This is a genomic window from Nocardia aobensis NBRC 100429 (assembly GCF_000308375.1).
Classification (GTDB): domain Bacteria; phylum Actinomycetota; class Actinomycetes; order Mycobacteriales; family Mycobacteriaceae; genus Nocardia; species Nocardia aobensis.
In genome coordinates this window covers 24,031-50,285 of the sequence record NZ_BAFQ01000102.1, presented here as the reverse complement: position 1 = coordinate 50,285, position 26,255 = coordinate 24,031, and the positions used below count along the sequence as shown (strand labels likewise).

The following is a 26,255-nucleotide window of genomic DNA, read 5'->3' as shown; positions in this document are numbered from 1 at the left end:
AGCGCTGTCCGGAGATGTCAGGAGGCGAGGAGATTCGAATGCCCTAGGGCTTTCTATGCTCAGCAGCCCCAACAGGCATGGGTTGGTTACCGATCTCAGCGATACCGTTGTGCGCGAATTCGGCTTGGCCGCAGGGCTTGTCGACAACAAGACGTGCGCTCTCGATGAGACGTGGTCGGGTCTGCGCTTCGTCGTCCGGCTGGCCGATCGGCACTGAGTCACGGGGACGCTCGAACAGCGCCCCGGTATGAGCTCCCGCCACTGTCGAGGGTCTACCGGCGATCACGACCTGTTGCCGAAGGAACTCGGGCCCTCGGAAACCAAGTAGCGTTGACAGATCGTCTACGTAGATAGATGATACGCGAACGCGTATTAAATCGGTGCTTGCCGATCCCGCGGCCGCCGAAGTGCGCGTGAATCGAGCGAAGGGATCCGGAATGGGCCACTACAACAGCGACGTTCGCGATGTCACCGCTCTCTCTCGAACGGTACGCACGGGCCGGGCAACGTGGGCTCACCACCGTGACTCCGGCCGATCGTTGTCCGCTCTCGTGATCAACAGCCGGTGGAAGCGTGGCCCGGCGTCGAACTCGGGCGGGCCGTTCATGATCAGTCTCACGCAGTACACGCCCCGCTACCTCACGGATGTCGCCGACATCTGGCGCGCTTCGGAAAAGCTCGGTGATCAACTCGCTGAGATCGACGGCGCGGTCGGAGTCATGACATATGTACAACCGGGCCGCCGCCATGTGGGTTCGCTCTCGATCTGGGCCGACGACAACGGGTTGACACAGTTCATCAAGCTGCCGAACCACCTCGAGATCATGAACAAGTACCGGCCGCGGGGTTTGCCGATCAGGTCCGCCAAATGGTGGACGAGCGAATTCCGGATCCACGACGCGCTGAACCACAGTCTGCAGATGCTCGACACGGAGAATGATCGTCGTCGTGTTGTCGGGCCGAAGCTGAAGGATCCGGAGTGCGGCCGCGAGTGACGAAGATCCCCGAGCCTGTCTGCGGCGCAATGGCTCTCGCTGTCCCTGTCCCCAGGTCTTGTGGCGATGCGCAGCGTTCCGGGTGCCCGATCGATACGATCGCAACCGTGGAGCTGATCGGTAAAGTGGAGAGGCGCGAAGTCAAGGTCGTAGCCTCCGCCCCGGCTCGGCCATAGAGATTCACCGGTGAACGCACCCTGATCGCCGCAGCGCTCGGCAACACCGGAGTCGACGCGCCTCCTGCGCAGCGTGGGCGCGGGGGAATGGCGCAACTGATGCAGCGTGTAGAGACCATCGGAGTAGTTCGGCCGCGCGCCGGTACGACAGCCGCGCTCGCCTCGTCGCCGGGGAGATCTCGTTGGTGGCCACCGGCGGCCGGGCTTTACGCGCCAGCCCGGAACCTTGATAGGCCCGCCTGACGGACCGCTCGTCCGAGCGATTCGCCATTGATGGGAAGGGTCGTCGGAGCTGGGCGGCGGTGGTGGGGGATCATCCGTTTCGGATCCTGACCCAGTTTCCTCGGATGGAAAGAGATCGGACATGGACATTCAAAGCATCATCAGCTTGCTGCTCAGTGCGGGCAGCAGTGTTCTCAGCCTCGGAAGCAGCGTGCTGAGCCTCTGACCACTTCGGACGCCCGGCGTTTCCGCGTGCCAGGGCCCGGCCGTGGTGGGAAGCGGGCATTACCGGCGGCCAGACACCGGTTTTCTGGCCATTATGCGAGGCGAGAGAACGACCGATCCGGCGCCAGAGGATGCGGTCGGCCGGCCAGGTCGAGAGGATCAGCCAGCGCCGGCATCGGTTGGACGGCAGTAGCAGATGCAGTCCATCGTTCTGGTCGCTGCGGTCGCGGTCTGTTTCGTGGCGCATCTGATCGCGTTCGGCGGCTACGCACTGATCTACGGCAGCTTGGCGGCTCGTCCCGAAGCCGACGCGGTGGCGCGTTACCTCACCGCGCGCGGCGTCTTCCGGACACGCCATCGTCCGAGAACGGCACTCGCGCAACACCGCCGAGGATCTGCGCAACTGCCTGCGCGAGCTGAACCGGCGCGGTATCGATCCGGAGCAGCTCCGAATCACGGTGGTAACCAGTAACTTTCACGTTCTGCGGACGGCCGGGCTGACCCGCCGCCTCGGTATCGATGCCCAGGTCCTGGTAGGCACGCGCGATCAGGGCAGGCCGTAGGCCAGTAGGACGTTGCCTGGCGCGCCTTGGGTGATCGGGTGCAGGTAGCCGGAGTTTGTGTAGAGCATGCCGTTCGAGATGACCGCGCCGTTGCCGTTGAGCGAGCCGCCGGTGCCTGGCACCAGGTTCACAGTCGTGTAGGCGCCCGACGTGTTGAGGTCCGCGAGGATCGTGCCGGTGTCGGCCGAGAAGACGCGTAGGTGGCCGTCGACACTACCCTCATAGACCAGACCGGGCGTCGCGGATACCGCATTCGGCATGGCCCGACACTGCTGGTCGATCAATTTGATGCCGGGCGGGCACAGGGTGGGCGGGTTCGGGGTGCTCCAGACACGTGAGCCGTCGGCCGGGTTCAGCGCGAACAGAGTGCCCGGACCCGCCTGGTAGGTGGCCACGTACAGGCGTTTGCCGTCGTAGGCTGCGCCCCACTGGATACCTTGCAGCGACTCGGCGCCCTGCACCGGCAGGGGGGTGGATGGAGACGACAGCTGGGATTGCCAGATGATCGCGCCGTTCGTGGCGTCGAGCAGATGGTAGATGCCGCTCTTCTGACCCGCGCCGACGACTCTGCGGCCGTTGATGGTGAAAATGTTCGGCTGAGTGCCGAAGTCGTAGTCGTGACCGGGATTCGGGCAGTTCCCTCCGGCCGGTGGTATCAGGCAGCGGACGTTCCACGTGTCGTTCGGGGTCATCTGATGGTTCCAACGGACCGCCCCGCTCCCCAGGTCCAGCGCGGCGATCGCTTCCGCTCCGTCGGGCGTGCCGGTGTAGGGATTTCCGGAGGTGTAGTACAGCGTGTTGCTCGTCGGGTCGATGGTGGGTGAGGACCAGATCGCCCCACCGCTGGGCGCCAATGCCGGCGTGCCACCGGTCGGCTCTGAGGGCGGAATCGTGTAGTGCTGCCACTTGATAGCGCCGCTCGCGGCATCGACCGCCACCATGCTGCCTCGAAATGAGCAGCACTGGTAGGCGGGGTTGACCGCTTGGCCCTCCTCCTGACTCGAGGTGCCCACGTAGACCGTGCCGTTGTATACCAACGGCGAGCTGGTAATGATCGCCCATGGGTGCTGGTCGAGTTTGGCGCTCCACCGCTTGGCGCCCGTCGCTGCGTCGAGTGCCCACAGGTTGGCCGAGTTGTCACCGAAGTAGACGATGCCGCCCACGACCGCGATCCCGTCGCGCAACCCGTACGTGGGAAGGTTCCCGAGAGTCGTGTGGGCGTCGAACGACCACTTGGACCGACCGGTCTTGGCGTCGAGAGCGTACAGCTTTCCGTCGCGCCCGCCGACGTAGAGGACACCGCCTACTACTGCGGGCTGACTGGATGCGGCGACGGCGCCTGGGAAGGCGAATGCCCACTTGAGTTTCAACGAACCGACATTGGTGGGCGTGAGAGCGGTTTCGTTCGGATTGTATCGGGAACCGGTCGGATCGAATTGCCACATGGGCCAGTCTCCGCCGGCCGCCGGGGACTGCGCGGAGGCGACGGAGGTGAACAACAGAACAACCGCCACGAGTGGAAACCACACGCGGAGTAGTAGCTTTCGGAGCCTGGCTGGGAACGCGGCGTGACTGGTGGCGTCGGCCTTGCTGTTCACGCTCGTACGTATGTTCATCAGCTGAATCCTTTTGACCACAGCGCGATTTCATCGCCGAAGGTGCACGGTGCGCCGATCCGGCCCCGGCCGGTGTTCGGGAGCAGAGCATGGATGTTGCTGCTGTGCGGCACTTTCCCTCGAATTATTGCCGTCTGAACCCGAATCTGTCCCAGTTCCACGAAATCAGACTGATGTTCCCAGTTTTCGTGGGGTCGCGATACTGGACTTCAGGCCACGGGTTGGATGAACGGTTGCATCATTTCGGACTCGATCGGGGTCCGCATTCCCAGGGCGGAGTGACGACATCGGCGGTTGTGGAAGATCTCGAGGTATTCGAAGATCGCGTTTGCCAGCCCGATCCGCGTCTTCCGTCGCTGCCGGTTCAACAGATCGGTTTGCGTTCTGCCCCAAAGGTATTCGATGACGGCGTCGTCGTAGCAGTCGCCGATCGAGCCCATCGAGGGCACCAGCCCGGACTTACGGGGCCCGGTCGGTGAAGGCCCCGGAGGTGAATTGGACCCCGTGATCGGAATGAATGATCGTCCCGGCCTGTGGTGAGCGGTTTGGCGATGGCCATGCCCAGTGCGTTGGTCACCAGCGCGGCGGTTTGTGTTGAGTCGATCGACCAGCCGACGACCCGAGGGGAGATATCCCACCGGGTTCCGAACCCGAGCGAGTGCTTTCGGGTGACCTCGATCCAATTCGACCGGCACGGCAATCGAATCTGGCCTAAATGGTTTGCGCCGGGTCTTGCGCGCGGGGATGCTCAGCCGGACAGCCATAGATAGGACAAACGAAATGGCCGCATCCCGTAACCAGTCCGAGCCGGAGGTCCGCACGGCGGCCGGCGTGCTGCGCGGGCGCCGGGAGGCGGGGCCGGCGGTCTTCCGCGGCGTCCCGTTTGCCGAACCGCCGGTCGGCGACCTGCGTTTCGCCGCGCCGCAGTCGGTGCGCGGCTGGGACGGGGTGCGACCGGCCGTCGACTACGGCCCGCCGCCTCCGCAGTCCGCCGTGCTAGCGGTGCCTCTGGCCACTGCCGGAGGCGACTGGCTGACGGTCAACGTCTGGACGCCGGAACCGGATCCGGTCTCCGAGCTCCCGGTGATGGTGTGGATTCCCGGTGGTGGATATGCCATGGGCAACTCCGGCCTGCCGCAATACGACGCCGGGCACCTGGCCGCGACCGGAACTGTGGTCGTGACCCTCAACTACCGTCTCGGCATCGAGGGGTTCGCCCAGATCGAGGGCGCCCCGGCCAACCGTGGACTACTCGACCAGGTTGCCGCCCTGGAGTGGGTGCGGGACAACATCCGTGGGTTCGGTGGCGACCCTGAGCGAGTGACTGTCTTCGGGCAGTCGGCGGGTGCGGGATCGGTCGCCGCGCTGCTCGCGATGCCGCGCGCCGCCGGGCTGTTCCGCCGGGCGATCGCACAGAGTGTGCCGGGAACGTTCTTCTCTCCCGAACTGGCCGCCGACCTCACCGCGGCCTTCGCCGCCGAGCTCGGGGTGGCGCCCACGGTGTCCGGGCTCTCGGCGGTGGCCCCGGACCTGCTACCCGCCGCCGGCGACGCGGTCTTCGCCAAAATGGGCCGGTGGCGGGAGCGCTGGGGGCGGATCACTCACCGGCCGATACCGTATGCGCCGGTCGTCGACGGTGATGTGCTGCCCACGACCCCCTGGCGGGCCCTGGCCGAGGGCACCGCCCGCGACGTCGAGCTTCTCGTCGGGCACACACGGGACGAGCATCGGCTGTTCAGCCTGATCGATGGAGTGCTCGGCCAGGTCACCAACGAGCAGACCGAGACCGCGCTGCACGTTCTCGCCGGGCCGGACGGTGCGCGCCGGTATCGCGAGGCGTTCCCGACCGCGGACGATGAGGAGCTCTACGAACTGGTCAACGCCGACTGGTTGTTCCGCATACCGAGCGTCCGGCTCGCCGACGCGCAGGTCGCAGGCGGCGGCCGAGCCCACGTCTACGAGCTCACCTGGACTGCCCCGGGCATGGGCGGCGCTCTCGGCGCCTGCCACGGGCTGGACGTGCCGCTCGTTTTCGGCAACCTGGGCAGTGGGGAGACCGCCATGCTGATCGGCGACCCGCCCCCGCCGGCGGCGGCGGAGCTGTCGGCGCGAATGCGCGGGTCATGGACGTCATTCTCGGCGCACGGCGATCCGGGCTGGCCCGCGTACGACGTCGAGCAGCGCCTCACCCAGGTCTTCGATACGCCGTCGACGGTCATCGCCTACCCGGAGGATGTCTCACGGCTGTTGTGGAAAGGCTTCACCTTCCCGGCGCTGCCGCTGCTTCCGTAGTGAAAGTAGCTGCCGCTCGGCCAAGTTCGGACCGCGTCGAGCGCGGCGATCTCGTACCGGTGTTCGGCGCCGAAGCGAGATTGATGCGCGAGACCCGCAGAGAGAATCGGCGGTAACCCATAAGGCGAGAGCCACCAGAATCGTTCGTTTACAGCCGAAGCGGCCGTGGTCGACAACCCTGAGTTCCACCAACTCGCTCAGACAAGGGCTATCCGAATATCTCGCGGCAGGGGGCAGCGGGGGATTTTCGACACCGACGTCGTGTACAGGACGATCGGCAGTCGTGTCAGCCGTGCCTACCGCATGTCCGAGGAATGGATCGATGCCGAACACGAGCACGTGAACAGCCGGCACGGACGACGGCGTCAGCGCGCGTTCAGCCATTCCCACGCCGCCGCAACCGATTCCGCGCACTCGACGCCTTCGGGCACCGGTGGCCGATCGACGACCACGACTGGAATGCCGCACCGACGGGCAGCGGTCAGCTTGGCCGCGGTGAGGTCGCCACCGCTGTCCTTGGTCACCATCACGGAGATGCGATGCTCGCGCAGCAGATCGACCTCCTGTGCCGCGGTGAACGGGCCACGGGCGAGAAGCAGGAGATGTTGCGGCGGAACGGGCCCGGTGGGCGGATCGATGGCCCGGATCAGAAACCACGGCTCACCGAGCGCGGCGAAGGCACCCACGCCCTGGCGGCCGATGGTGAGGAAGACGCGGTCGAAGGCGGTCACGGCGTGGGCGGCGGCGGCCAGATCCGGCACCCGCGACCACCGGTCACCGGGTTGTTCGGACCAGCCCGGCCGGCGCAGGTGCACGATCGGCACCCCGCCCGCTCGTGCCGCATCGGCCGCATGCGAGGAGATGGTGCCGGCGAAGGGATGGGTGGCGTCGACGACCGCGTCGATCGCATTGTCCGCCAGCCATTTCCGTAGCCCCTCGGTGCCACCGAAGCCGCCGATGCGCACCGCGCCGGCAGGCAGGACGGGTTCGCGCACCCGGCCGGCGAGCGAGGAGACGATGTCGAATCCTCGCTCGCCGGAGGCGATATCGGCGAGCTGCCGGGCTTCCCGGGTGCCGCCGAGAATCAGAACCTTCAGTGTCGCAGCACTTCCGGGTCAGTTACCGCTGAAGTAGGCGAAGGCCGAGTCGATCAGCGGCTGGCCGCCCGCGACCAGCAGGCCGATCACACCGCCCAGGACCGCGCCCGGAATCGAGCCGACGCCGATGAAGATCAGGCCGACCAGGAAGCCGATCACCGCGCCGACCGCGGCGCCCAGCGAGGCGTGCTGCAGCTCGGAGAAGAACCAGTCCTGACCGGAGATGTTCTTCACCGACGAGATCGGCTGCCCCTGGGGGGTCAGCGTCAGGCTGGTGCCGTCCTCGTTCACCGCGGCGGCGACGGTGGTGCCGTTGGGCCCCTTGGCCGAGAGCGGGTAGCTCATCACCACGGCGCCCTGGTCGTTGGTCAGGGTGACCGCCGACTTGTCCGAGGTGAGGGCGAACTTGCCACCCGTCACCGTGGTGACGATCTTGTTGCCCATATCGGCGAGTTCGGTGGTGTAGCCGACACCCTGGTCCGTGCCGTGCACGGCCGGGCTCTGCTGGGTCTGAACCTGGCTCGGCGCCGGCGCGGGCGCGGCAGGTTCGGCGTAAGCGGTACCGTAGGCGATGCTCGTCGCCGCGATGGCGATCAGCGAGGTGCCGACAATGTTGGTGAATCTCATCTATTTCCCATCGGATCGATCACCCGACATAACGATCGGATTACGCTGACCCGAAACATTTCCGCAGGTCAGCCGGTTGCCGTCTGTGGGAATCGGATCAGAATCGTTACTCTACCGTCACTTTGGCGATCCAGGTACTCCAGCCACTGGGAGTTGTCGACCGCCTTGCGCCGGAACCCGCGCCCGAAGCTCCCCGCGCCGCTGGAGACGAACGCAGGTCCGCGCGTTCGTGTGCGCTCGGCGTTCGTGGCGGCCGTGTCCGGCTGCCGTCCTACCGGTCGGCCGCGACCGACGCGGTGTTGTCCCGTACTGCCTGCCCGTACCGCCGTGAGGTGAAAACCCGTGTCCCGTGCGGGGTTTCGACGGTGGCGGTGGTGGATGCGCCGATGATGAGCAGCGTGCGCATGTCGACCTCGTCCGGGTTCAGCTCGGCCAGCGTCGTCACGCGCACCGATTCGGTCGGCCCACCGACGTCGCGGCCGAGGACCACCGGTGTGTCCGGGCCGCGGTGTTCGAGGACGAGCTCGCGCAGGGCGCCCACCTGCCACCGTCGCTGGGTGGAGGCCGGGTTGTAGATCGCGATCGCCATATCGGCGGCGGCGACCGCCGAAATGCGTTGTGCCACGGTCTCCCACGGTTTGAGGCGGTCCGAGAGCGAGATCATCGCGAAATCGTGGCCGAGGGGTGCGCCGATGCGGGCGGCGACGGCACTGGCCGCGGTGACGCCGGGCAGCACCCGCACGGGCACGTCACGCCACTGCGGATCCGCGGATTCCTCGACGACCGCGGCGGCCATCGCGAAAACCCCGGGATCGCCGGAGGACACGACCACCACGCGGGCTCCGGATTTCGCCAGATCCAAGGCCATGGCGGCGCGTTCGGATTCGACCCGGTTGTCGCTGAGATGGCGGCGCTGCCCGGGCCGGACCGGCACCCGATTCACGTAGGTGGTGTAGCCGACGATGTCGGTCGCCGCCGCGAGGGCGCGGGTCACCTCGGGCGTGGTCCACTGCGGGGAGCCGGGTCCCAGTCCCACCACCACGACCTCGCCGACCTCGGAGGCGGGGGAGGCGGGCGAATCATCCTGGGCCGCAGCGGGTTCGGCGGTGGTGAACGGTATCTCGGTGGTCGGGGCAGGTCCGGGCACCACGGTGATGGCGAAATACGGCACGTCGGCGTCGGAGACGTCGGCGGCGCGCAGGATCCGCTGCCGCCCGCTGCTGGCGCGTTCCACGTAGTAGGCGTCGTCGAGCCGACCGGCCTTCGACAACGCTTGGCGCACACCGGGATAGGTGCGGCCGAGTTTCATGATCGCCGCGGCGTCGGCGTCGGCGAGGCGTTCGGCGAGCTGATCCGGCGGCATGGTCCCGGGCAGCACCGTCAGCACCTGCTCACCCTCCACCAACGGTGTGCCGAGCGCGGCCGAGGCGGCACTGACCGAGGTGATGCCCGGGATGATCTCCGCGGGGAACCGGTCGGCCAGGCGCCGGTGCATATGCATGTACGAGCTGTAGAACAGTGGATCGCCGGCCGCCAGCAGCGCGACGGTGCGGCCTGCGGACAGGTGGCCGGCCAGCAGGTCGGCGGCGCGTTCGTAGAATTCGTCGATCGCGCCCTGATAGCCGCCCGGATGGTCGGTGGTCTCGGTGGTCACCGGATAGACGAGATGTTCCTCCAGCTGGCCTGGCCGCATATACGGCGCCGCGATCGAGCGCGAGATGCTGCGACCGTGGCGGGCGCTGTGGAAGGCGATGACATCGGCCGATTCGATGATGCGGGCCGCCTTCACCGTCACCAGCTCCGGGTCGCCGGGGCCGAGACCCACACCCCACAGCTTTCCGGGAGCCACACCCTGAGCGCTCATGCCGTGCCCCTCGAGGAATGAGCTGGGGTTCTCCGTGGTTACGCGCGCTGCCTCCTCCGCACCCTGAGCGCTCATTCCTGCTCACTCGCGATCGCGTTGAGGGCGGCGGCGGTGATGGCGCTGCCGCCGCGCCGGCCGTGCACGGTGAGGTATTCGACGCCGCCGTATTCGGCCAGCGCCTGTTTGGATTCGGCGGCGCCGACGAAGCCCACCGGGATTCCCAGCACCGCGGCCGGGCGGGGCGCGCCCGCGTCGAGCATGTCCAGCAGATGGAACAGCGCGGTCGGGGCATTGCCGATCGCGACCACGGCGCCGTCGAGCCGATCGCGCCACAGTTCCAGTGCCGCAGCCGATCTCGTATTGCCCATTTGCTGTGCGAGCTGCGGTACGCGCGGATCGGCGAGCAGGCACAGCACGTCGTTGTCGGCGGGCAGTCGTTTGCGGGTGACGCCGGAGGCGACCATGGTGGCGTCGCACAGGATCGGCGCGCCGGCGCGCAGGGCGGTGCGGGCCGCCGCCACGACCTGCGGGGTGTGGGAGATATCGGTGGTCAGATCGACCTGTCCGCACGCGTGGATCATGCGCACCACCACCTGCGCGACATCGGCCGGGAACGGCGCCAGATCGGCTTCGGCCCGGATCGTCGCGAACGAGCGCCGATAGATCTCGGCCCCGTCGGTGAGGTAGCTGGTACGCACATCGGACATGGGCATCACCCTAGCGGTGGGAATCCGGGCCCCGAGCGGCAGCGTGGGCGAGGCACCGCCGGGTCCGCAACCTCGGGCGCGCGGCCCGCGACCTCAGAACGGCAGCCGGGCCCGCCACGGCGATTGGGCCGGATCGTGCAGGGGATTGGCGAAGACGAGGTAGCGGAACAGGGCCAGCGCCCCGGTGAGCAGTAGCACCGCGAGCGGGACTTCGGCGAGCGCGGCCGTCGCGATCGACACCCGGATGTCGTCGGGTCCGGCGGTCGTCGTGTCGAACCAGGCGTCGGCGAGCAGCAGCACCCCGGTGCCGAAGGCGGGCAGGATGAGCAGTGCCCGACGCCGCCAGCCGAGATAGGCGGTGGTCGTCATCATGACCACCAGCAGAATGTCGAATCCGATCCACACGAGGGACCAGTTGTTCGCGTTGTACTCCGGCGGCAGCGTGAGTCCGAGATAGACCAGCCACGGGATCATCGCGACCGAGCCGCCGACCATCAGCGACAACCGCAGCCCGCGCGCCACGCGCACCCGGCGGGGATTCGGCCGTACCCGGTCCGGCCGCAGGCGCGCGACCAATTCGAGCCGCTGGGCGAGCGAAAGCTCCTCGATCTGCGCATCGGAGAGCAGGGCGGCGGTGGACGGCTGTGGGGCGGACGGGTCCATCGATTCAGTGTGCGCGAACTCCAGGGACGAGGTATAGCGAGTCACCGCGAATCGGAGGGAGTTCGTCCCGATGATCGCACCGTCGGCCGGGGAGGCCGGGCTGCGGGTGGTCGTGGCCGGGCGGGTGCGCGGACGACAGTCGCGGCGGTGTGAGTCTCAGCGATCCGCGCGGGGCCCGGTGATGCGATAACCGCCGGCTTCGGCGACCACCTCGGTCACCGGCCCGGCCGGCCGCCCGCATTGCCGATCGCACCCGGACCAGTGCTGTCGCCCGGCGACGACCACCTGATCGGCCGCGACGCCGGACAGATCCGGGGCCGGGGCGCCGACCGGCAGCACCCGGCCGGTGGCGACGGCGTCGGCCGCATCGGCTCGCACGTCGGTGAGTGATTTCGCGCAGCCCGGCCGCCCGGCGCACGCGGTCACCGCCAGCCACGGCGAGTTCGCGTCGAAGATCAGGCCCATCGGTGCCAGCACCCGAACCACCTGCTCGGCGGTCCACTCGTCCATATCGGCCACGACCAGACTGCGCCAGGGGGTGATCAGAACCGGATGTTCCACCGCCGCGACGAATTCCGCGGTCCGGGCCGGGAGCGCGCCGAGGGGCACCGCCGCCCCGAGCGCGACCCGGTCGTCGGCCTGGGTGAGCCAGCCGATCGGAATATCGTGGCGGGCAACGAAATCCATCGGTTCGGCAATCGGGTCCAGAGCCAGTTCGGCCAGGATCCGAGCCGGGCCGTCGGCAACCTCGCGCAGCCGCCACTGTTCGCCGCGCACCCGCTGGAAGCTGTGTGCGGCCGCCAGCATCGTGTCCACCGCCCGGTCCGCGCCGATGCGCGCGCCCGAATCGCGCCCGGCCAGAACCAGCGCGAACTCGGCCTCATCGGTGGCGTGGACGCCGATATCGCCGCCGAGGCCACTGATGTCGCCGCGGCCGTCGTCGAGGGTGAACAGCACGCGCCCGGGTAGTGCGGCCAATTGCGGGGCCGCCCGCAGCCCCGCGTCGAGTTGCGCGGCCAGCGGATGCACATCGCTCCAGCCGCCCGACCGGCCCGACAGCGGCGAGGCCACGATGTTGCGCACCCGTTCGTGGGTGGGTGCCGGCAGCAGATCGGCGTGCTCGAGGCGCTCGGCCAGTGCTGCGGCGTCGTGCATCTGCCGCAACTGCACATTGCCGCGCGAGGTCAGTTCGATGCTGCCGTTACCGAGCTCGTCGGCCGCCGCGGCCAGCGCGCGCAGTTGGTCGGGGGTGATCGCGCCGCCGGGCAGCCGGATCCGGGCCAGCGGACCGTCGGCGGCCTGATGCAGGCGCAGGACACCGGGGCAGGAGTCGGGAGCGGAGCGCGTCATGATGGTCCCAGCCTACGAGCCGGGCCTGCCCGGGATGCGGCCGGTGCGTCCGAGGCCGGGCTGGTCAATGACCGCGGCGCAGGCGCAGCCGGTGACGCGCGGCGTGCGGCGCGTGGGACGGTTCGAGTGTGACGCCCGGCCAGGAGGAATCCCACAGGAGGCTCGGGCCGGTGTGGTGGGTGGTCCGGTCGTAATAGGCGGTCGCGCCGAACAGGCTGATACCGCCGACGAAGGCGCCCGCGCAGACAGCACCCGCGACGAGGGCCCAGCCGAGATGTCCGCTGCCGGCGGCGGTCAGCCCCATCGCCAGGGTGCCGAAGCCGATCAGAACGCAGAAGTAGCTGGTCCAGGCGACCATACGGTTGCGCCGCACCCAAGGCGGGGTGGCGGGCATGGGATCACCGGTCCTTCGGAGTATCCCTGTCGCGGGCGCTGATCACGGCCTTCCACAGCTGATCGTCGACGTAACTGTCCGACAACAGGTGTGGGTTGTCGTGGCGCTCGAGATGGTCGCGGCGGACAGTGGACTCGAAGACCAGCAGCCCGAAGATCGCGACCGCCGCGCAGGCGCCGGCGGCGACGAGCAACAGCCCGCCGTGGCCGCCCGCTGCAGCGGCCAGAGCCATTGCTAGCAATGCAACAGCAATCATCATGCATGTAATTCCCGACCAGGCGGCAAAGCGGTTCCGCCTGCTCCATCCCGGTGTGTTCGGCATATTCACAGCGTACGCCGCGGAGTTGGATCGGAAAATACCTGTCACAGCAGTGCGATAGCATCCGGAGGCTCGCCGATACGAGGAAAACCGGTGCAATTCCGGTGCGGTCGCGCCACTGTGACAGTCAGACCCTCCGGGCGGGCGGCCGTATCCATCATGGGCGCGTCACCCGAGGAGAACCGTGATCCTGCTGCTGTCCACATCCGACACAGATCTGCTGTCCGCGCGCGCGAGCGGCGCCGAGTACCGGCTCGCCAACCCGGCCCGGTTGCTGGTGGAGGATCTGCCCGGACTGCTCGACGGCGCCGATCTGATCGTGGTCCGCATCCTGGGCGGCCGCCGCGCCTGGGAGGACGGCCTGGACGCGCTGCGTGCCAGCGGGATTCCGCTGGTCGCCCTGGGCGGCGAGATGGCGCCCGATGCCGAGCTGATGGAGTGCTCGACGGTCCCGGGTGGAGTCGCCGCGGACGCGCACAACTATCTCGCCGCGGGCGGGCCGGGCAATCTGCTGCAGCTGCACAACTTCCTGTCCGACACGGTGCTGCTGACCGGTCACGGCTTCGAGCCGCCGGTGCAGCTGCCCTCCTGGGGTGAACTCGACCGGGCCCCGAAGACGTTGTCCGGCAACGATTCCCGCCTCGCCGACGCGCCGACGGTGGCCGTGCTGTACTACCGCGCCCAGCATCTGGCCGGGAATACGGCCTACGTCGAGTCGCTGTGCCGCGCGCTGGAACAGGCCGGCGCCCGTCCGCTGCCGCTGTACTGCGCGTCGCTGCGCAATGCCGAACCGGACCTGCTCGACACGCTGCGTCGCGCCGACGCGCTGGTGGTGACCGTGCTGGCCGCGGGCGGCACCAAACCCGCGACCGCCGCCGCCGGCGGTGACGACGAGGCCTGGGATATCGGCGCGCTCGCCGACCTGGATGTGCCGATCCTGCAGGGCCTGTGCCTGACCAGCGGCCGGGACCAGTGGGCGGACAACGACGACGGGCTCTCGCCACTGGACGTCGCCACCCAGGTCGCGGTGCCGGAATTCGACGGGCGGATCATCACGGTGCCGTTCTCGTTCAAAGAGTTCGACGCCGACGGTCTGTCGACCTATGTGCCCGACCCGGAGCGGGCGGCGCGGGTCGCGGGCATCGCGGTGCGCCACGCGCGGCTGCGGCATCTGCCCGTGGCGCAGCGGCGGATCGCGCTGATGCTGTCGGCGTATCCCACCAAGCATGCCCGCATCGGCAATGCCGTCGGGCTGGACACGCCCGCGAGTGCGATCCGGCTGCTGACCGAGATGCGTACGGCCGGTTACGATCTCGGCGCGGCAGGTGAGGTGCCGGGGCTCGAGGAGCGCGACGGCGACGCGCTCATCCACGCGTTGATCGCCGCCGGTGGCCAGGATCAGGACTGGCTCAGCGCGGAACAGTTGGAGGGCAACCCGATTCGCATCGGCGCCCGGCAGTACACGGCCTGGTTCGACACCCTGCCCGAGGAACTGCGTACCGCGGTCGTGGCGGCGTGGGGGCCGCCGCCGGGCGAGTTGTTCGTCGACCGCTCCGCCGATCCGGACGGTGAAATCGTCATCGCCGCACTGCGTTTCGGCAACATCGTGCTGCTGGTGCAGCCGCCGCGCGGCTTCGGCGAGAATCCGGTCGCGATCTACCACGATCCGGATCTGCCGCCCAGCCACCACTATCTGGCGGTGTACCGGTGGTTGTCCGCGGCGGCCGACGAGGGCGGGTTCGGCGCCGACGCGATGGTGCACCTGGGCAAACACGGCAATCTGGAATGGCTGCCGGGCAAGACGCTGGGCATGTCGGCGGCCTGCGGCACCGATGCCGCCCTCGGCGATCTGCCGCTGATCTATCCGTTCCTGGTCAACGACCCAGGCGAGGGCACCCAGGCCAAGCGCCGCGCCCACGCCACACTGGTCGACCATCTCATTCCCCCGATGGCGCGCGCGGAGACCTACGGCGATATCGCGCGCCTGGAACAACTGCTCGACGAGCACGCCAACATCTCGGCGCTGGATCCGGCCAAACTGCCCGCGATCCGCCAGCAGATCTGGACCCTGATGCGAGCCGCGAAGATGGACCACGACCTGGGCCTGGAAGAGCGGCCGGACGAGGACACCTTCGACGACATGCTGCTGCACGTCGACGGCTGGCTGTGCGAGATCAAGGATGTGCAGATCCGCGACGGCCTGCACATCCTGGGCCAGGCCCCCGCCGGAGAGGGCGAACTGGATCTGGTGCTGGCCATGTTGCGCGCGCGCCAGCTGTGGGGCGGCGAAGTCGCGGTGCCGGGGCTGCGCGAGGCGCTGGGGCTCGACGAATCCGGGGAGGAATCACGCGAGCGCGTCGACGTCGTCGAGCAGCGCGCCCGGCAGCTGCTGGCCGCACTGCAGGCGGCGCAGTGGTCGCCGGAGGCGGTCGGGGAGCTGGTGGCCCGCTACGAACCCGATGCTCCGGACACCCTCGCCGCCGTCTTGCGGTTCGCCGCATCCGAGGTCGTGCCCCGGCTGCGGCAGACCGGAGTCGAGATCGAGCGGATTCTGCACGCCCTGAACGGCGGTTTCATCCCGGCGGGCCCGAGCGGCTCGCCGCTGCGCGGACTGATCAACGTCTTGCCGACCGGGCGGAACTTCTATTCCGTGGATCCGAAGGCGGTGCCGTCGCGGCTGGCGTGGGAGACCGGGCAGGCGATGGCGGATTCGCTGCTGGAGCGCTACCGCGCCGACCACGGCGACTACCCGCGCTCGGTCGGGCTCTCGGTGTGGGGCACCTCGGCCATGCGGACCGCCGGTGACGATATCGCCGAGGTGTTCGCGCTGCTGGGTGTGCGGCCGGTGTGGGACGAGGCGAGCCGCCGCGTCACCCGCCTGGAGGTGATCGACCTGGCCGAACTCGGCCGCCCGCGCATCGACGTCACCGTCCGGATCTCCGGCTTCTTCCGCGACGCTTTCCCGCACGTGCTGGCGCTGCTCGACGACGCGGTGCGGCTGGTCGCCGAGCTGGACGAGCCGGCGGAGTCGAATTACGTTCGCGCGCATACCGATTCGGATCTGGCCGAGCACGGTGACCGCCGTCGTGCCACCACCCGGATCTTCGGCTCCAAACCCGGCACCTACGGCGCCGGCCTGCTGCAGCTGATCGACTCCAAGAGCTGGCGCACCGACGACGATCTGGCCCAGGTGTACACCACCTGGGGCGGCTACGCCTACGGCCGGGATCTGGACGGCGCGCCGGCCGCCGACGATATGCGCGCCGCCTACCGGCGCATCGCGGTCGCGGCCAAGAACACCGACACCCGCGAGCACGACATCGCCGATTCCGACGACTACTTCCAGTACCACGGCGGTATGGTCGCCGCCGTCCGCGCGCTGACCGGCAAGAATCCCGAGGCCTACATCGGCGATTCGACGCGTCCCGACGCGGTGCGCACCCGCACCCTCTCCGAGGAGACCACCCGGGTGTTCCGCTCCCGCGTGGTCAATCCGCGCTGGCTGGAGGCGATGCGCCGCCACGGCTACAAGGGTGCGTTCGAGATGGCCGCGACGGTCGACTACCTGTTCGGCTATGACGCCACCACCAATGTCGTCGCCGACTGGATGTACGAAAAGCTCTCGGAGAGCTACGTATTCGATGATGTGAACCGCAAGTTCATGACCGAGTCGAATCCGTGGGCACTGCACGGTATCGCCGAACGACTGCTCGAGGCCGCCGAACGCAAACTGTGGGAGGCGCCGCAGCCGGAAACGCTCGACCGGCTGCGGCAGATCTACCTCGAAACCGAGGGCGAACTGGAGTAACGCGACCCGGTGCGGCCGCTACGTCGGCGGGCGCACCGGATCCTGCGCCGCGCGGCGGATGTGCGAGGCGCGAGTTCGGCCCTACCGTGGGGATATGACCTGGAACGAACTCGCACAGCAGAAGTACGTCCTGCTCACCACCTACAAGAAGGACGGCACGCCGGTCGGGGCCCCGGTCTGGGTGGCTCCCGACGGCGACCGGCTGGTGGTCTGGACCAATCCGAAGACCTGGAAGGTGAAACGGCTGCGCCGCAATGCCGCGGTGACGGTCCAGGCCTGCGACGCCCGCGGCCGCACATCCGGATCGCCGGTGAGCGCCGGCACGGCGCGCATCCTCGATGCGGACGGGACCGAACGGGTCCGCGATCTCGTGGCCCACAAATACGGCGTGATCGGCACGGTGCTGATCCGCGGGCACAAGCTGATCTTCGGGAAGGATCGCTCGGTCGGGCTGGCGATCACCGCCGAACCGGCGGGGGAGTAATCGTCGCCGAATCAGGCCGGGGCAGCGGTGATTTCGATGCCGATCGTGCCCTTGCGGCCGCGCCGCAGCACGCTGCCGGTGACGATCAGCCAGCCCATGAGCGAGTACTTGCGCTTGATCAGCTGCCGGGTCCGGTCGCTGTCCTGCTCGTCGAGCACGCGGGCGGTGCCGCGCACGATCTCTCCGTGCGGCTTGCCGGATACGCTGCACGGCTGCAGGGTGACGTCCGGATTGCGCCGCACCCGCTTGACCTTCCACGCGGCGGTCTCGGTCCAGACGTACAACTTGGCATCGTCGAGCGCCGCCCACACCGGGGTCGCGACCGGCGTGCCGTCCTTCTTGTAGGTGGTGAGCAGAACGTAGTTCGCGGTACCCGCGGGCCCGAAAGGATTGTCCACGACTGCCGAGCCTAATCGGTCGAGCCCGGAGGCGGCAGCGCAGCGCCACCACGGAGGGCTCCCCGATCGAGCTCCGAACGACACTGCCCGATCGGTCGGAAGACCGATGTGAATCATGCCGTGTGCGTGAGGATTCGAGGGCCCTCGTCGGTGATGGCGACCGTATGTTCGGAATGTGCGGTGCGCGAGCCGTCGGCGGAGCGGATCGTCCACCCGTCCGGATCGGTGATGATGCGGTCGGTGGTGCGGGCGAACCAGGGTTCGATCGCGATGGTCAGGCCGGGAACGAGCCGCATGCCGCGCCCGGCGCGTCCGGCGTTGGGGATGTGCGGATCCTCGTGCATGGTGCGGCCGAGCCCGTGACCGCCGAATTCGGTGTTGACGGGGTAGCCGTACCGCCGCGCGACCGCCGCGATGGCCGCGGAGATGTCGCCGAGCCGCCCACCCGGCCGCGCGACCTCGACGGCGGCGGCCAACGCCTCCTCGGTGGCGGTGACCAGCCGGGCGTCCTCGGGATCGGCGGTGCCGACGATGGTGCTGACCGCGGCGTCGGCGACCCAGCCGTCGACCGAGACCGCCAGATCCATGGTCAGCACATCACCGTCGCGCAGCCGGTAGTCGTAGGGCAGGCCGTGCAGGACCGCGTCGTTGACCGACAGGCAGACGGTGTTGCGGAACGGGCCGCGCCCGAACGAGGGCGCGTAGTCCCAGTAGCACGACACCGCTCCACGTTCCCGGATGCGCTGCCGCACATGCTTTTCCAGATCGAGCAGGTTCACCCCGACCTCGGCTTTCTCCCGCAGCTCCGCGAGCACCTGGGCGACGAAGCGTCCGGCCACGCCCATCCGCTCGATCTCGGCGGCTGTCTTCAGTTCGACCATGAAACCTCCCTGGAATCGGTATTTATATACCGACTCTAACCGTAGCGGTATTTGAATACCAGCTCTATGCTGAGGGCATGGTTCGACTTCCGCTGACCCCGGCCCAGGTGGAGGCCGGTCGCCGCCTGGGTGCGCATCTGCGTGCGGCCCGAGGCGATAGAGACCCCGCGGAGATCGCCCGGGCGGCCGGCATCTCGCCGGAGACACTGCGCAAGATCGAATCCGGCCGGCTGCCCAGCCCGGCGTTCGGCACCGTCGTCGGACTCTCCGGTGCGCTGGGAATTCCGTTGCAGGAGTTGGCCGAGGTCTGGCAGTCCGCACGCCTCAGCGCCTCGGCCTGACGGTCCCGATCAGTTCTCCTCGACGCGGAACAGGGGCAGGGCAGTGTCGGCGATCGCCTCCGGGGAGGGGAGTGCGGCGCGTGCCTCCGGCGGGCTCATTCGCGACTGGAGTGCCCGCTGATGTGCCGCGCCCACCACCAGCAGGGCCGCGGTGCGTGGTTCGGCGACGATGCGGTGGCGGGCCGAGAGGTGTCCGATCACCACATCCAGGGCGCGATGCGGGCCCAGATCGAAGTCGCGGCTGCGTTCGGAGTAGACCGCGCGCAATTCGGCATCGGATTCGATCGCCGCGATGACGGGGAGCGCGGCGCGGAAGAAGTCCTCCAGCACGGTCACCAGGCGCACGAGATCGGTTCGCAGATCGGGCGATTCGGCCTCGTCCACCGAATGTGCGGGATCGGCGAGCATATCCTTCAGCGGCCGCAGGTGATGCTGGATCACCGCTTGGAGCAGACCGGTGCGATCGCCGAAGTGGTAGAAGATGCTCGATTCGGCGACCCCGGCGCGAGTGGCGATCTCCTTGGTGGTGAGCCGCGCGACCCCGGAGTTCGTGAGGACTTCCTGTGCGGCCGCGATCACGGCCTCCCGCACCCCGCTGCGCGGCCGCCCTCGGGTGCGTGCGGGTGGTTCGGTGGGCTCGGTGTGCTGGCGGGGCACCACATCTTCCTTCCGATCGGACGTGCTCTTGCAGTATGCCGCAACCCGTCGTATTTTCTGAGTAGGCACTCGAAAATATTGATCGGAGCTGTCGTCATGTCCACTTCCAGCACACCTCCCTCCGCCGGCACCCCGGCCGCCGAGTCGGCGGGCCGCGGCCGGTTGCGCATGCAGACGGCGGTCGACGCCGCCATGCGCGCGCTGCTGCGGTCGCCCCTGCATCGCCTGCTCAGCGCGAAATTGATGATCGTCACCGTGGTCGGCCGCAAAACCGGCCGTGTCTACGCGAATCCGGTCGGCTATGCCGAATCCGACGGCGCGCTGCTGGTCGGCACGGCGGCGGGCTGGCGGCGCAATCTGCGGCCGGGCGAACCGGTGCGGATCACCTGGCGCGGCCGGGAGCGGCTCGCGGACTGGGAGGTGATCTCCGGCGAAGACGAGATCGCCGAGCCCTACCGCGTCATCCTCACCCAGAACCCGACGCACGGCCGCTTCGCCGGCATCGGCCTCGACGCCGACGGCAATGTCGACCGGGAACAACTGCGCGCCGCGATCGGCCGCGGCACGGTGGTCGTGCGGCTGCGGCCGCAATCGATGCGCTGAGCGCTCAGGTCGCCTGGCTGACCGAGGACATGTGGAAGTCGGGGATACGCATCGGCGGCATGGCCGTGCGGGTGAACCAGTCCTTCCATTCGCGCGGCAGTGTGATCTCGGTGGCGCCGACCTCGGTGGCGCGGCGCAGCAGATCCAGCGGGCTCTCGTTGAAGCGGAAGTTGTTCACCGCGGCGGTGACCGCGCCGTCCTCCACCAGATACACGCCGTCGCGGGTCAGGCCCGTCTGCAAGAGGGTGGCCGGATCGACCTCACGGATGTACCACAGGCAGGTCAGCAGCAGACCGCGCTCGGTGGTGGCGATCATCTGCTCGAGCGTGCGATCCGTCCCGCCGCTGAGCAGCAGATTCTCACCGGCCACCGTGACGGGAGCGTCGTACTGCGCGGCCACGGCGCGTGGATAGATCAGCGACTCGATCACTCCCTCGCGCAGCCAGTCGACGCGACCGGCCGACAGGCCGTTGTCGAAGATCGAGGACGTCTCCGACGAGGCCGCGGTCGCCACGAACGGCCGGTACTCCAATCCGGCGGCGGCCGGGTCCGAGTACAACGTCAGCGGCAGGTCGGTGAGGCGCTCGCCGACGCGGGTGCCGCCGGCCCGGGCGAATGCGGTGTGTCCCTCGTGGGCGCCGCGCCCGTCCATCGACCACAGCATCGGAATGAGCAGATCCGCCACCGCCGAGGGCGGTAGCAGGGTGGGGTAGCGGCCGGCCGGCAGTTCGACCCGGCGGGCGCACCAGTCCAGGCGCCGGCTCAGCTCGGCCAGCAGTGCGGTGACGCCGATATCGGCGAAGTCGGCGGTCGGCGCGCCCACCCAGGCGCTGGCCGGATCGTTGTCGCCGCGTTTGCCGTTGATCTCGATGGATCCGGTGGGCTCGGTCCACCGGCGGCGGATACCGGTCGACGTGCCCAGCCAGGTGGTGTGCAGCTGATGATGGGCGAAACCGTAGAGCCGGTCGGCGCCGGCGAATCCGACCGCGAGCTCACCGGCGAGTCCGGTGAACACCTCGATACCGGTTTCGCGCACCGGGCCCGACCACTCCGAATCCGGTTGCGCGCCCGCGTTTTCCGGGTCCAGCAGCGGCATCGCGTCGGCGGCGGGCTCGGCGGTGCGAGCCGCCTCTTCGGCACTGCGCACCACTGCCTCGATCTCGGCGGGGTCCACGCTCGTGGAACCGACACTGCCCACCCGCGCCGAGCGCGGGCCCTCGCGCAGGATCGACACCACCGCCCAGGACCGCGACACCGACGACCCGTTGGTGGTCATGGAATTACCGGCCCAGCGCAGCGAGGCCTCCGACGCGTCGGTGACGATGACGATCGTCTCGTCCGCGCGTGCGACGGCCAGCGCCCGCTCCACGACCTCCGCGCCGTGCATCATCGTCACCGACCGGCCTCCCGTGTTGTCTGCGAATTCCGAACCGTGGCCGTTCACCCTGCCTCCTGTGTCTTGCGGGACACCCGCACCCGGTCGGCAGGATGAGTGGCTGCGCGAGTGTTACTCACCCTGCCTCCTGGCGGGTGTTGAGGATGTTCACCCCACGCACCAGCACCGACGGGCACCCGTGCGATACCGCCGCGACCTGGCCGGGCTGGGCCTTACCGCAGTTGAACGCCCCGCCCAGGACCCAGGTCGACGGGCCGCCGACGGCTTCCATCGCGCCCCAGAAGTCGGTGGTGGTGGCCTGGTAGGCGACATCGCGCAGCTGTCCGGCCAGCTCCCCGTTGCGGATCCGGAAGAAACGCTGCCCGGTGAACTGGAAGTTGTAGCGCTGCATGTCGATCGACCAGGATCGGTCACCGACGATGTAGATGCCGTCTTCGACGCGCGAGATCAGCTCGGCGGTGCTGGTATCGGTCTGCGGATCGGGCTGCAGCGACACGTTGGCCATGCGCTGAATCGGCACGTGGTGGGCGGAATCGGCGTAGGAGCAGCCGTTGGACCGGGGCACCCCGAGACGTGGCGCGAAGACCCGGTCGAGCTGATAGCCGACCAGGGTGCCGTCTCGCACCAGATCCCAGCGTTGCCCGGCCACCCCCTCGTCGTCGTAGCCGACCGTCGCCAGGCCGTGCTCCTGGGTCCGGTCGCCGGTGACGTGCATGATCGGGGTGCCGTAGCGCAGCGTCCCGAGCTTGTCGGGGGTGGCGAAGGAGGTTCCGGCGTAGGCCGATTCGTAGCCGATCGCGCGATCGTATTCGGTGGCGTGACCGATGGATTCGTGAATCGTCAGCCACAGATTGGTCGGATCGATCACCAGGTCGGTGGGACCCGGCGTCACCGAGGGCGCGGCGACCTTCTCGGCCAGCCACTGCGGTATCCGGGCCAATTCGTCGCCCCAGTCCCAGACTCCGTCGGCGCCGGTGACGTACTCCCATCCGCGCCCTGCGGGGGCGGCGAGCGTTCGCATGGTCTCGAAACCGCCCGTCGCCGCGTCGACGGTGATCGCCTCGAGTTGCGGATGCAGCCGCACCCGCTGCTGAGTGATCGTGGAACCCGCGGTGTCGGCGTAGTAGGTCTGCTCCTTGACCTGCAGCACCGAGGCCGTGACGTGATCGATGCCCGTGGCCGAGGACAGGCGCTGCGAATAGTCCTGCAGCAGCGCGACCTTCTCCGGCGTCGGCACGGTGAACTGGTCCACGTCGTAGGGCGAGACCCAGGTGGCGTCGCGGTAGACCGGTTCGTCGGCGAGTTCGACCCGCTCGCGGTTGAGCGCCCGCACGGTGGCCGCGACCGTGACCGCGCGCTGGGCCACCGCCACGGCGGTCGCGGACGTCAGCTCGCAGTGCGAGGCGAAACCCCAGGTGCCGTCGACGATCACCCGGACCGCGAAGCCCAGGTCGACGGCGTTGTCGACGGACTCGACCCGGCCGTCGCGCAATCGGATCGATTGCGTCACCAGCCGGTGCACCCGCAGATCGGCGTGTTCGGCGCCGGCCGCGCGTGCCGCCGTCAGCGCCGCGTCGGTCAGGGCGGCCAGCGGTAGCGCGCGGAACTGTTCGTCCACGGTCGCGGATGCGATGCTCACCCGGCCTACGCTAATTGCTGACCGCCGACCGGGCCAACAGATTCGCCGACGGGTGCGGCGAAACACTCCGGGCCCCAATGCGACACGCCGTGCAAGTGTGCAGCTGATGCAAACATGCACGAAATGCGGTGTGGCACGGACTGAAACGCGCGCGAAACGCGCAGCCTGCCGCAGGTTGCGGCACCGATGGCGTACTGTCTGCCCGCGTGCCGCCATCCGCACTCCGTGACCGCAAGCGGGAACGCACCCGCCGCTCCCTCCTCGAGGCTGCCGCCGACCTGTTCGAATCGCGCGGCTACGAGGCGACCACCGTCGCCGATATCGCCGCGACCGCCGAGGTGGGTACCAGAACATTCTTCAACTACTTCGAGAGCAAAGAGGAACTGCTCTTCCCCGAACCCGACGAACGCGTGACCGCGGCGGTGGCCGCGATCGCGAGCCGCCGCAGTGACGAACGGCCCGTCGAGGTGCTGCTGCGCGCGCTGCGTGCCGCCGGCGACAATCCCGGTGACCACCTCGGCGACGATCTCGCGGCCCGAATCGCGGTGTTGCGCGCCCAGGTCTCGCGCACCGTTCCCGCCGTGAGCGGCCGGGCCGCACACGCCCAGCTGGCCGCGCAGCAGGAGATCGCGCGGCGGCTGCGCGACGCGTTCCCCGACGAATTGGACGAGGTCGGCGCGGCCGCGCTGGTCGGCGCCGTCGTCGGCGCGGTGTCGGGCGCGCTGACCGTGCTGTTCTCCGGCCGCCACGCGATCGAGGACGGGGAGCGACTGCATCGCACCATTCGCGAGACCACGTCGCGGGTGCTGGCGCCCTGGCTCTCGGCCGGGCGGCATCTGACCGCGGAGGCGCGCTGCTGAGCGCGGCTCAGCCGAACTGCTGCCAGCCGAGGCGAATGACCATCGCGGTCACCACGACCAGCAGCACCGCGCGCACGAACCCGGCGCCGCGGGCGAGCGCCATCCGCGAACCCACCACGGACCCCGCGATATTCGCCACCGCCATGCCCAGGCCCACCGACCAGATGATGTGCCCGGTGGCGGCGAGCAGAATCAGCGCGCCGAGATTGGAACCGCAGTTGATCACCTTCGCCATGGCTGCGGCGCGCACGAACTCGGTACCCAGCAGGGTGGCGAAGGAGATGATCAGGAAGGTGCCGGTGCCGGGACCGACCAGCCCGTCGTAACCGCCGATCAATCCGGCCGACAGGCCCACCACCAGGATCGTGCGGCGCCGGGTCGGCGGGTGGGTGGCCATCGTCACCCCGATCGAGGGCCGTGTCGCCACCACGATCGCAACACCGATCAGCACCGCCATCACGATCGGGATGAAATAGCGCCGGTCGATCAGCGCCACCGCGGCCGAACCGGCGGCCGCCGCGCACGCCGCGATCACCGCTCCCGACAGCATCAGCGGCCGGTTCATCGGCACCCGGCGCGCGAAAGTCAGGGCGGCGGCGCTGGTTCCGGCGAATGCGGCGATCTTGTTCGTGCCCAGGGCGGTCTGGGGGGCCAGCGTCGGCGCCACCAGCAGCAGGGTCGGCAGAATGATCAGCCCGCCGCCGCCCACCACGGCATCCACCCAGCCCGCGACCGTGGCCGCGGGCAGCAGCACCGCCCAATCAGCCACATCCACGTCGGCGACACAATCAGAGTTCGCGACGTGCGGCAAATCGTGGCGCCCGAGACTGCGGTGGGGCCACCTAGGCTGAGCGGGTGCGCCGATTCAGTCTGTGGCTCCGTGGCAAACCCATGGTCGCCGATTCCATCCTCGCGGCCGCACTGGTGCTGCTCGATCTGCTCACGCTCGGCGGCAAGGATCACGCGATCGTCTATCTGATCCTCGGCCTGCTCGTACCGGTGCCGGTGATCTGGCGGCGCAGCTATCCGCGGGCCAGCGCGGTCGCGCTGCTGGTGTTGTCGATCACGACCAGCGCGGTGAGCGTGGTGCTGCACGAGGATCTGCAGCCCCCGGCGCTGCTGGCGGTCGGCGTCGCGCTCTACACGCTCGTCGCGTACGTGGGCCGGCGTGAGGGGCTGCTGTATCTCGTCGGCCTCGCGGTGGACGGGGCGTTCTCCCTGGCCGTGGTCGACCAGTCGGTGCCGATCGTCATCGGCTTCCTCATCATGTTCTACGCGCTGTGCTGGACCCTCGCGGAATTCCTCGGCGCCCGCCACGCCTATGACGCCGAGGTCGCGGCCCGGCTCGCCGTCGCCGACTACGACCGCGAACGCAGCGCCCACGACGCGGTCTCGACCGAACGCACCCGCATCGCCCGCGAACTCCACGATGTGGTCGCGCACGCGGTCAGCGTCATCATCGTGCAGGCCGACGGGGCGAAATACGCGCTGCGCCGCGATCCGGAGATCGCCGAACAGGCATTGGCCACCATCGCCGCGACCGGCCGCGAGGCGCTGCGCGAACTGCGCCGCACCGTCGAACTGTTGCGCACCGAACACGCCCCGGAACAGCTACCGCAGCACGGCACCGCCGGGCTGGCGAAGGTGGTGGAGATGATGCGCAACGCCGGGCTCGCCGTGGAATTGGAACTCACCGGGGAACTCGACGACGTCGCGCCCGAGGTGAGCCTCGGCATGCACCGCATCGTGCAGGAATCGCTGACCAACACCTTCCGCCACGCCGGCCCCGACCCGCAGGCGTGGGTGCGGGTGCGCCGGCGCGATGCGGACGTGCTGGTCGAGGTCCTCGACCGGGGCGATGCCGGACCGGCCGCGACCGGGTCCACCGTGGCGGCGAAGGCGCCTGTCGTGGATGACACCGCACTGCGCAACGGCATCGCCGGCAGCGGCCTCGGACTGGTCGGGATGCGGGAGCGGATCGCGGTGCTCGGCGGCACCCTCGAGGTGGGACGACGCCCCGAGGGCGGCTGGCGCGTCTGCGCCACCATTCCCCTGCAGCGCGAACTACCCGACTGACC

The 26,255-nt window shown here is 69.0% G+C and carries 27 protein-coding genes; 10 read left to right on the top strand and 17 right to left on the bottom strand.

Translation table 11 applies throughout. From position 1 onward, the window contains the following. The first annotated feature begins 82 nt into the window (after window positions 1-82). The 3 genes from RJ03_RS38825 (at window position 83) to RJ03_RS39040 (ending at window position 2,181) form a co-directional block, all read left to right on the top strand. Window positions 83-217 (top strand): hypothetical protein, encoded by a 135-nt coding sequence (locus RJ03_RS38825; RefSeq protein ID WP_281032279.1) that lies wholly within the window; start codon window positions 83-85, stop codon window positions 215-217. 388 nt (window positions 218-605) lie between these two features. Beyond that, entirely contained in the window at window positions 606-995 is a 390-nt protein-coding gene (locus RJ03_RS35005) for a hypothetical protein (protein WP_157163408.1), read from the top strand. Window positions 996-1,974: 979 nt separating this feature from the next. Then, window positions 1,975-2,181 carry an ElyC/SanA/YdcF family protein gene (locus RJ03_RS39040; RefSeq protein WP_083870794.1) on the top strand — a complete coding sequence of 69 codons (207 nt, stop codon included), beginning with the start codon at window positions 1,975-1,977 and terminating at the stop codon, window positions 2,179-2,181. Here RJ03_RS39040 and RJ03_RS12970 read toward each other — a convergent pair. From RJ03_RS12970 to RJ03_RS35000, 3 genes are all read right to left on the bottom strand, one after another. Further along, window positions 2,166-3,695 carry an outer membrane protein assembly factor BamB family protein gene (locus tag RJ03_RS12970; protein ID WP_218000957.1) on the bottom strand — a complete coding sequence of 510 codons (1,530 nt, stop codon included), beginning with the start codon at window positions 3,693-3,695 and terminating at the stop codon, window positions 2,166-2,168. The two genes, RJ03_RS39040 and RJ03_RS12970, sit on opposite strands and share 16 nt — an antisense overlap. Before the next feature lie 101 nt (window positions 3,696-3,796). Then, on the bottom strand, window positions 3,797-3,958 hold the full coding sequence (locus RJ03_RS37105) for a hypothetical protein (RefSeq protein ID WP_157121567.1): 162 nt from the start codon (window positions 3,956-3,958) through the stop codon (window positions 3,797-3,799). A 48-nt stretch (window positions 3,959-4,006) separates the two neighbouring features. Beyond that, window positions 4,007-4,237 carry an integrase core domain-containing protein gene (locus RJ03_RS35000; protein WP_083870792.1) on the bottom strand — a complete coding sequence of 77 codons (231 nt, stop codon included), beginning with the start codon at window positions 4,235-4,237 and terminating at the stop codon, window positions 4,007-4,009. A gap of 340 nt (window positions 4,238-4,577) precedes the next feature. On the opposite strand from RJ03_RS35000, the gene RJ03_RS12960 reads away from it, so the two are divergent. Beyond that, on the top strand, window positions 4,578-6,089 hold the full coding sequence (locus RJ03_RS12960; RefSeq protein ID WP_036501628.1) for a carboxylesterase/lipase family protein: 1,512 nt from the start codon (window positions 4,578-4,580) through the stop codon (window positions 6,087-6,089). A 365-nt stretch (window positions 6,090-6,454) separates the two neighbouring features. Here RJ03_RS12960 and RJ03_RS12955 read toward each other — a convergent pair whose 3' ends face one another. The 8 genes from RJ03_RS12955 to RJ03_RS12920 form a co-directional block, all read right to left on the bottom strand. Further along, window positions 6,455-7,186: a cobalt-precorrin-6A reductase gene (locus RJ03_RS12955; protein ID WP_036501626.1), complete on the bottom strand. Its 732-nt coding sequence runs from the start codon at window positions 7,184-7,186 to the stop codon at window positions 6,455-6,457. Between the two features lie 18 nt (window positions 7,187-7,204). Continuing rightward, complete coding sequence (locus RJ03_RS12950) at window positions 7,205-7,813, bottom strand: DUF8020 domain-containing protein (protein WP_036501624.1); 609 nt, start codon at window positions 7,811-7,813, stop codon at window positions 7,205-7,207. 271 nt (window positions 7,814-8,084) lie between these two features. Further along, the gene (locus RJ03_RS12945; RefSeq protein ID WP_036501620.1) at window positions 8,085-9,677 is read right to left on the bottom strand and encodes a precorrin-2 C(20)-methyltransferase; all 1,593 of its coding nucleotides are present in this window, start codon (window positions 9,675-9,677) and stop codon (window positions 8,085-8,087) included. A 71-nt stretch (window positions 9,678-9,748) separates the two neighbouring features. Continuing rightward, window positions 9,749-10,384, bottom strand: a complete 636-nt coding sequence (locus tag RJ03_RS12940) for a precorrin-8X methylmutase (protein ID WP_036501618.1) — start codon at window positions 10,382-10,384, stop codon at window positions 9,749-9,751. Window positions 10,385-10,477: 93 nt separating this feature from the next. Beyond that, window positions 10,478-11,047 (bottom strand): hypothetical protein, encoded by a 570-nt coding sequence (locus RJ03_RS12935; protein ID WP_051024636.1) that lies wholly within the window; start codon window positions 11,045-11,047, stop codon window positions 10,478-10,480. Window positions 11,048-11,203: 156 nt separating this feature from the next. Beyond that, entirely contained in the window at window positions 11,204-12,397 is a 1,194-nt protein-coding gene (cobG, locus tag RJ03_RS12930) for a precorrin-3B synthase (RefSeq protein WP_036501616.1), read from the bottom strand. 64 nt (window positions 12,398-12,461) lie between these two features. After that, a complete protein-coding gene (locus RJ03_RS37950) occupies window positions 12,462-12,791 on the bottom strand; it encodes a hypothetical protein (protein WP_174372296.1) in 330 nt (109 codons plus the stop codon). A 4-nt stretch (window positions 12,792-12,795) separates the two neighbouring features. After that, entirely contained in the window at window positions 12,796-13,023 is a 228-nt protein-coding gene (locus RJ03_RS12920; protein WP_036501614.1) for a hypothetical protein, read from the bottom strand. Window positions 13,024-13,294: 271 nt separating this feature from the next. On the opposite strand from RJ03_RS12920, the gene cobN reads away from it, so the two are divergent. Both cobN and RJ03_RS12910 read left to right on the top strand, forming a co-directional pair. Further along, window positions 13,295-16,918, top strand: a complete 3,624-nt coding sequence (gene cobN, locus RJ03_RS12915) for a cobaltochelatase subunit CobN (protein WP_036501612.1) — start codon at window positions 13,295-13,297, stop codon at window positions 16,916-16,918. A 94-nt stretch (window positions 16,919-17,012) separates the two neighbouring features. Further along, window positions 17,013-17,402 (top strand): PPOX class F420-dependent oxidoreductase, encoded by a 390-nt coding sequence (locus RJ03_RS12910; protein WP_036501611.1) that lies wholly within the window; start codon window positions 17,013-17,015, stop codon window positions 17,400-17,402. A gap of 11 nt (window positions 17,403-17,413) precedes the next feature. Here RJ03_RS12910 and RJ03_RS12905 read toward each other — a convergent pair whose 3' ends face one another. Continuing rightward, window positions 17,414-17,800 carry a PPOX class F420-dependent oxidoreductase gene (locus RJ03_RS12905; protein WP_036501609.1) on the bottom strand — a complete coding sequence of 129 codons (387 nt, stop codon included), beginning with the start codon at window positions 17,798-17,800 and terminating at the stop codon, window positions 17,414-17,416. 113 nt (window positions 17,801-17,913) lie between these two features. Then, complete coding sequence (gene map, locus RJ03_RS12900; protein ID WP_036501607.1) at window positions 17,914-18,681, bottom strand: type I methionyl aminopeptidase; 768 nt, start codon at window positions 18,679-18,681, stop codon at window positions 17,914-17,916. A 77-nt stretch (window positions 18,682-18,758) separates the two neighbouring features. Here map and RJ03_RS12895 point away from each other — a divergent pair, with 77 nt between their 5' ends. Next, window positions 18,759-19,022: a helix-turn-helix domain-containing protein gene (locus tag RJ03_RS12895; RefSeq protein ID WP_036501604.1), complete on the top strand. Its 264-nt coding sequence runs from the start codon at window positions 18,759-18,761 to the stop codon at window positions 19,020-19,022. Between the two features lie 9 nt (window positions 19,023-19,031). Here RJ03_RS12895 and RJ03_RS12890 read toward each other — a convergent pair whose 3' ends face one another. Beyond that, window positions 19,032-19,679: a TetR/AcrR family transcriptional regulator gene (locus tag RJ03_RS12890; RefSeq protein ID WP_157163407.1), complete on the bottom strand. Its 648-nt coding sequence runs from the start codon at window positions 19,677-19,679 to the stop codon at window positions 19,032-19,034. A 96-nt stretch (window positions 19,680-19,775) separates the two neighbouring features. Here RJ03_RS12890 and RJ03_RS12885 point away from each other — a divergent pair, with 96 nt between their 5' ends. After that, complete coding sequence (locus RJ03_RS12885; protein ID WP_051024627.1) at window positions 19,776-20,282, top strand: nitroreductase/quinone reductase family protein; 507 nt, start codon at window positions 19,776-19,778, stop codon at window positions 20,280-20,282. A gap of 4 nt (window positions 20,283-20,286) precedes the next feature. On the opposite strand, the gene RJ03_RS12880 is transcribed toward RJ03_RS12885, so the two are convergent. Beyond that, window positions 20,287-21,672: a metallopeptidase TldD-related protein gene (locus tag RJ03_RS12880; protein ID WP_036501654.1), complete on the bottom strand. Its 1,386-nt coding sequence runs from the start codon at window positions 21,670-21,672 to the stop codon at window positions 20,287-20,289. Between the two features lie 121 nt (window positions 21,673-21,793). Further along, entirely contained in the window at window positions 21,794-23,317 is a 1,524-nt protein-coding gene (locus tag RJ03_RS12875; RefSeq protein ID WP_036501602.1) for a TldD/PmbA family protein, read from the bottom strand. 206 nt (window positions 23,318-23,523) lie between these two features. Between RJ03_RS12875 and RJ03_RS12870 the strand changes: the two genes are divergently transcribed. After that, window positions 23,524-24,177, top strand: a complete 654-nt coding sequence (locus tag RJ03_RS12870) for a TetR/AcrR family transcriptional regulator (RefSeq protein ID WP_083870789.1) — start codon at window positions 23,524-23,526, stop codon at window positions 24,175-24,177. A gap of 7 nt (window positions 24,178-24,184) precedes the next feature. Here RJ03_RS12870 and RJ03_RS12865 read toward each other — a convergent pair whose 3' ends face one another. Further along, a complete protein-coding gene (locus tag RJ03_RS12865) occupies window positions 24,185-24,952 on the bottom strand; it encodes a TSUP family transporter (protein WP_036501599.1) in 768 nt (255 codons plus the stop codon). A gap of 80 nt (window positions 24,953-25,032) precedes the next feature. Here RJ03_RS12865 and RJ03_RS12860 point away from each other — a divergent pair, with 80 nt between their 5' ends. Continuing rightward, entirely contained in the window at window positions 25,033-26,253 is a 1,221-nt protein-coding gene (locus tag RJ03_RS12860) for a sensor histidine kinase (protein ID WP_036501596.1), read from the top strand. Window positions 26,254-26,255 lie beyond the last annotated feature (2 nt).

Excerpts from the sequence above, each read along its gene's own strand:
- RJ03_RS35005 (WP_157163408.1), top strand. The coding sequence starts at position 606 with ATGATCAGTCTCACGCAGTACACGCCCCGCTACCTCACGGATGTCGCC.
- RJ03_RS35000 (WP_083870792.1), bottom strand. The coding sequence starts at position 4,237 with ATGGGCTCGATCGGCGACTGCTACGACGACGCCGTCATCGAATACCTT.
- RJ03_RS12960 (WP_036501628.1), top strand. The coding sequence starts at position 4,578 with ATGGCCGCATCCCGTAACCAGTCCGAGCCGGAGGTCCGCACGGCGGCC.
- RJ03_RS12950 (WP_036501624.1), bottom strand. The coding sequence starts at position 7,813 with ATGAGATTCACCAACATTGTCGGCACCTCGCTGATCGCCATCGCGGCG.
- RJ03_RS12945 (WP_036501620.1), bottom strand. The coding sequence starts at position 9,677 with ATGAGCGCTCAGGGTGTGGCTCCCGGAAAGCTGTGGGGTGTGGGTCTC.
- RJ03_RS12940 (WP_036501618.1), bottom strand. The coding sequence starts at position 10,384 with ATGTCCGATGTGCGTACCAGCTACCTCACCGACGGGGCCGAGATCTAT.
- RJ03_RS12935 (WP_051024636.1), bottom strand. The coding sequence starts at position 11,047 with ATGGACCCGTCCGCCCCACAGCCGTCCACCGCCGCCCTGCTCTCCGAT.
- cobG (WP_036501616.1), bottom strand. The coding sequence starts at position 12,397 with ATGACGCGCTCCGCTCCCGACTCCTGCCCCGGTGTCCTGCGCCTGCAT.
- RJ03_RS37950 (WP_174372296.1), bottom strand. The coding sequence starts at position 12,791 with ATGCCCGCCACCCCGCCTTGGGTGCGGCGCAACCGTATGGTCGCCTGG.
- RJ03_RS12920 (WP_036501614.1), bottom strand. The coding sequence starts at position 13,023 with ATGGCTCTGGCCGCTGCAGCGGGCGGCCACGGCGGGCTGTTGCTCGTC.
- RJ03_RS12910 (WP_036501611.1), top strand. The coding sequence starts at position 17,013 with ATGACCTGGAACGAACTCGCACAGCAGAAGTACGTCCTGCTCACCACC.
- map (WP_036501607.1), bottom strand. The coding sequence starts at position 18,681 with ATGGTCGAACTGAAGACAGCCGCCGAGATCGAGCGGATGGGCGTGGCC.
- RJ03_RS12895 (WP_036501604.1), top strand. The coding sequence starts at position 18,759 with ATGGTTCGACTTCCGCTGACCCCGGCCCAGGTGGAGGCCGGTCGCCGC.
- RJ03_RS12885 (WP_051024627.1), top strand. The coding sequence starts at position 19,776 with ATGTCCACTTCCAGCACACCTCCCTCCGCCGGCACCCCGGCCGCCGAG.
- RJ03_RS12880 (WP_036501654.1), bottom strand. The coding sequence starts at position 21,672 with ATGATGCACGGCGCGGAGGTCGTGGAGCGGGCGCTGGCCGTCGCACGC.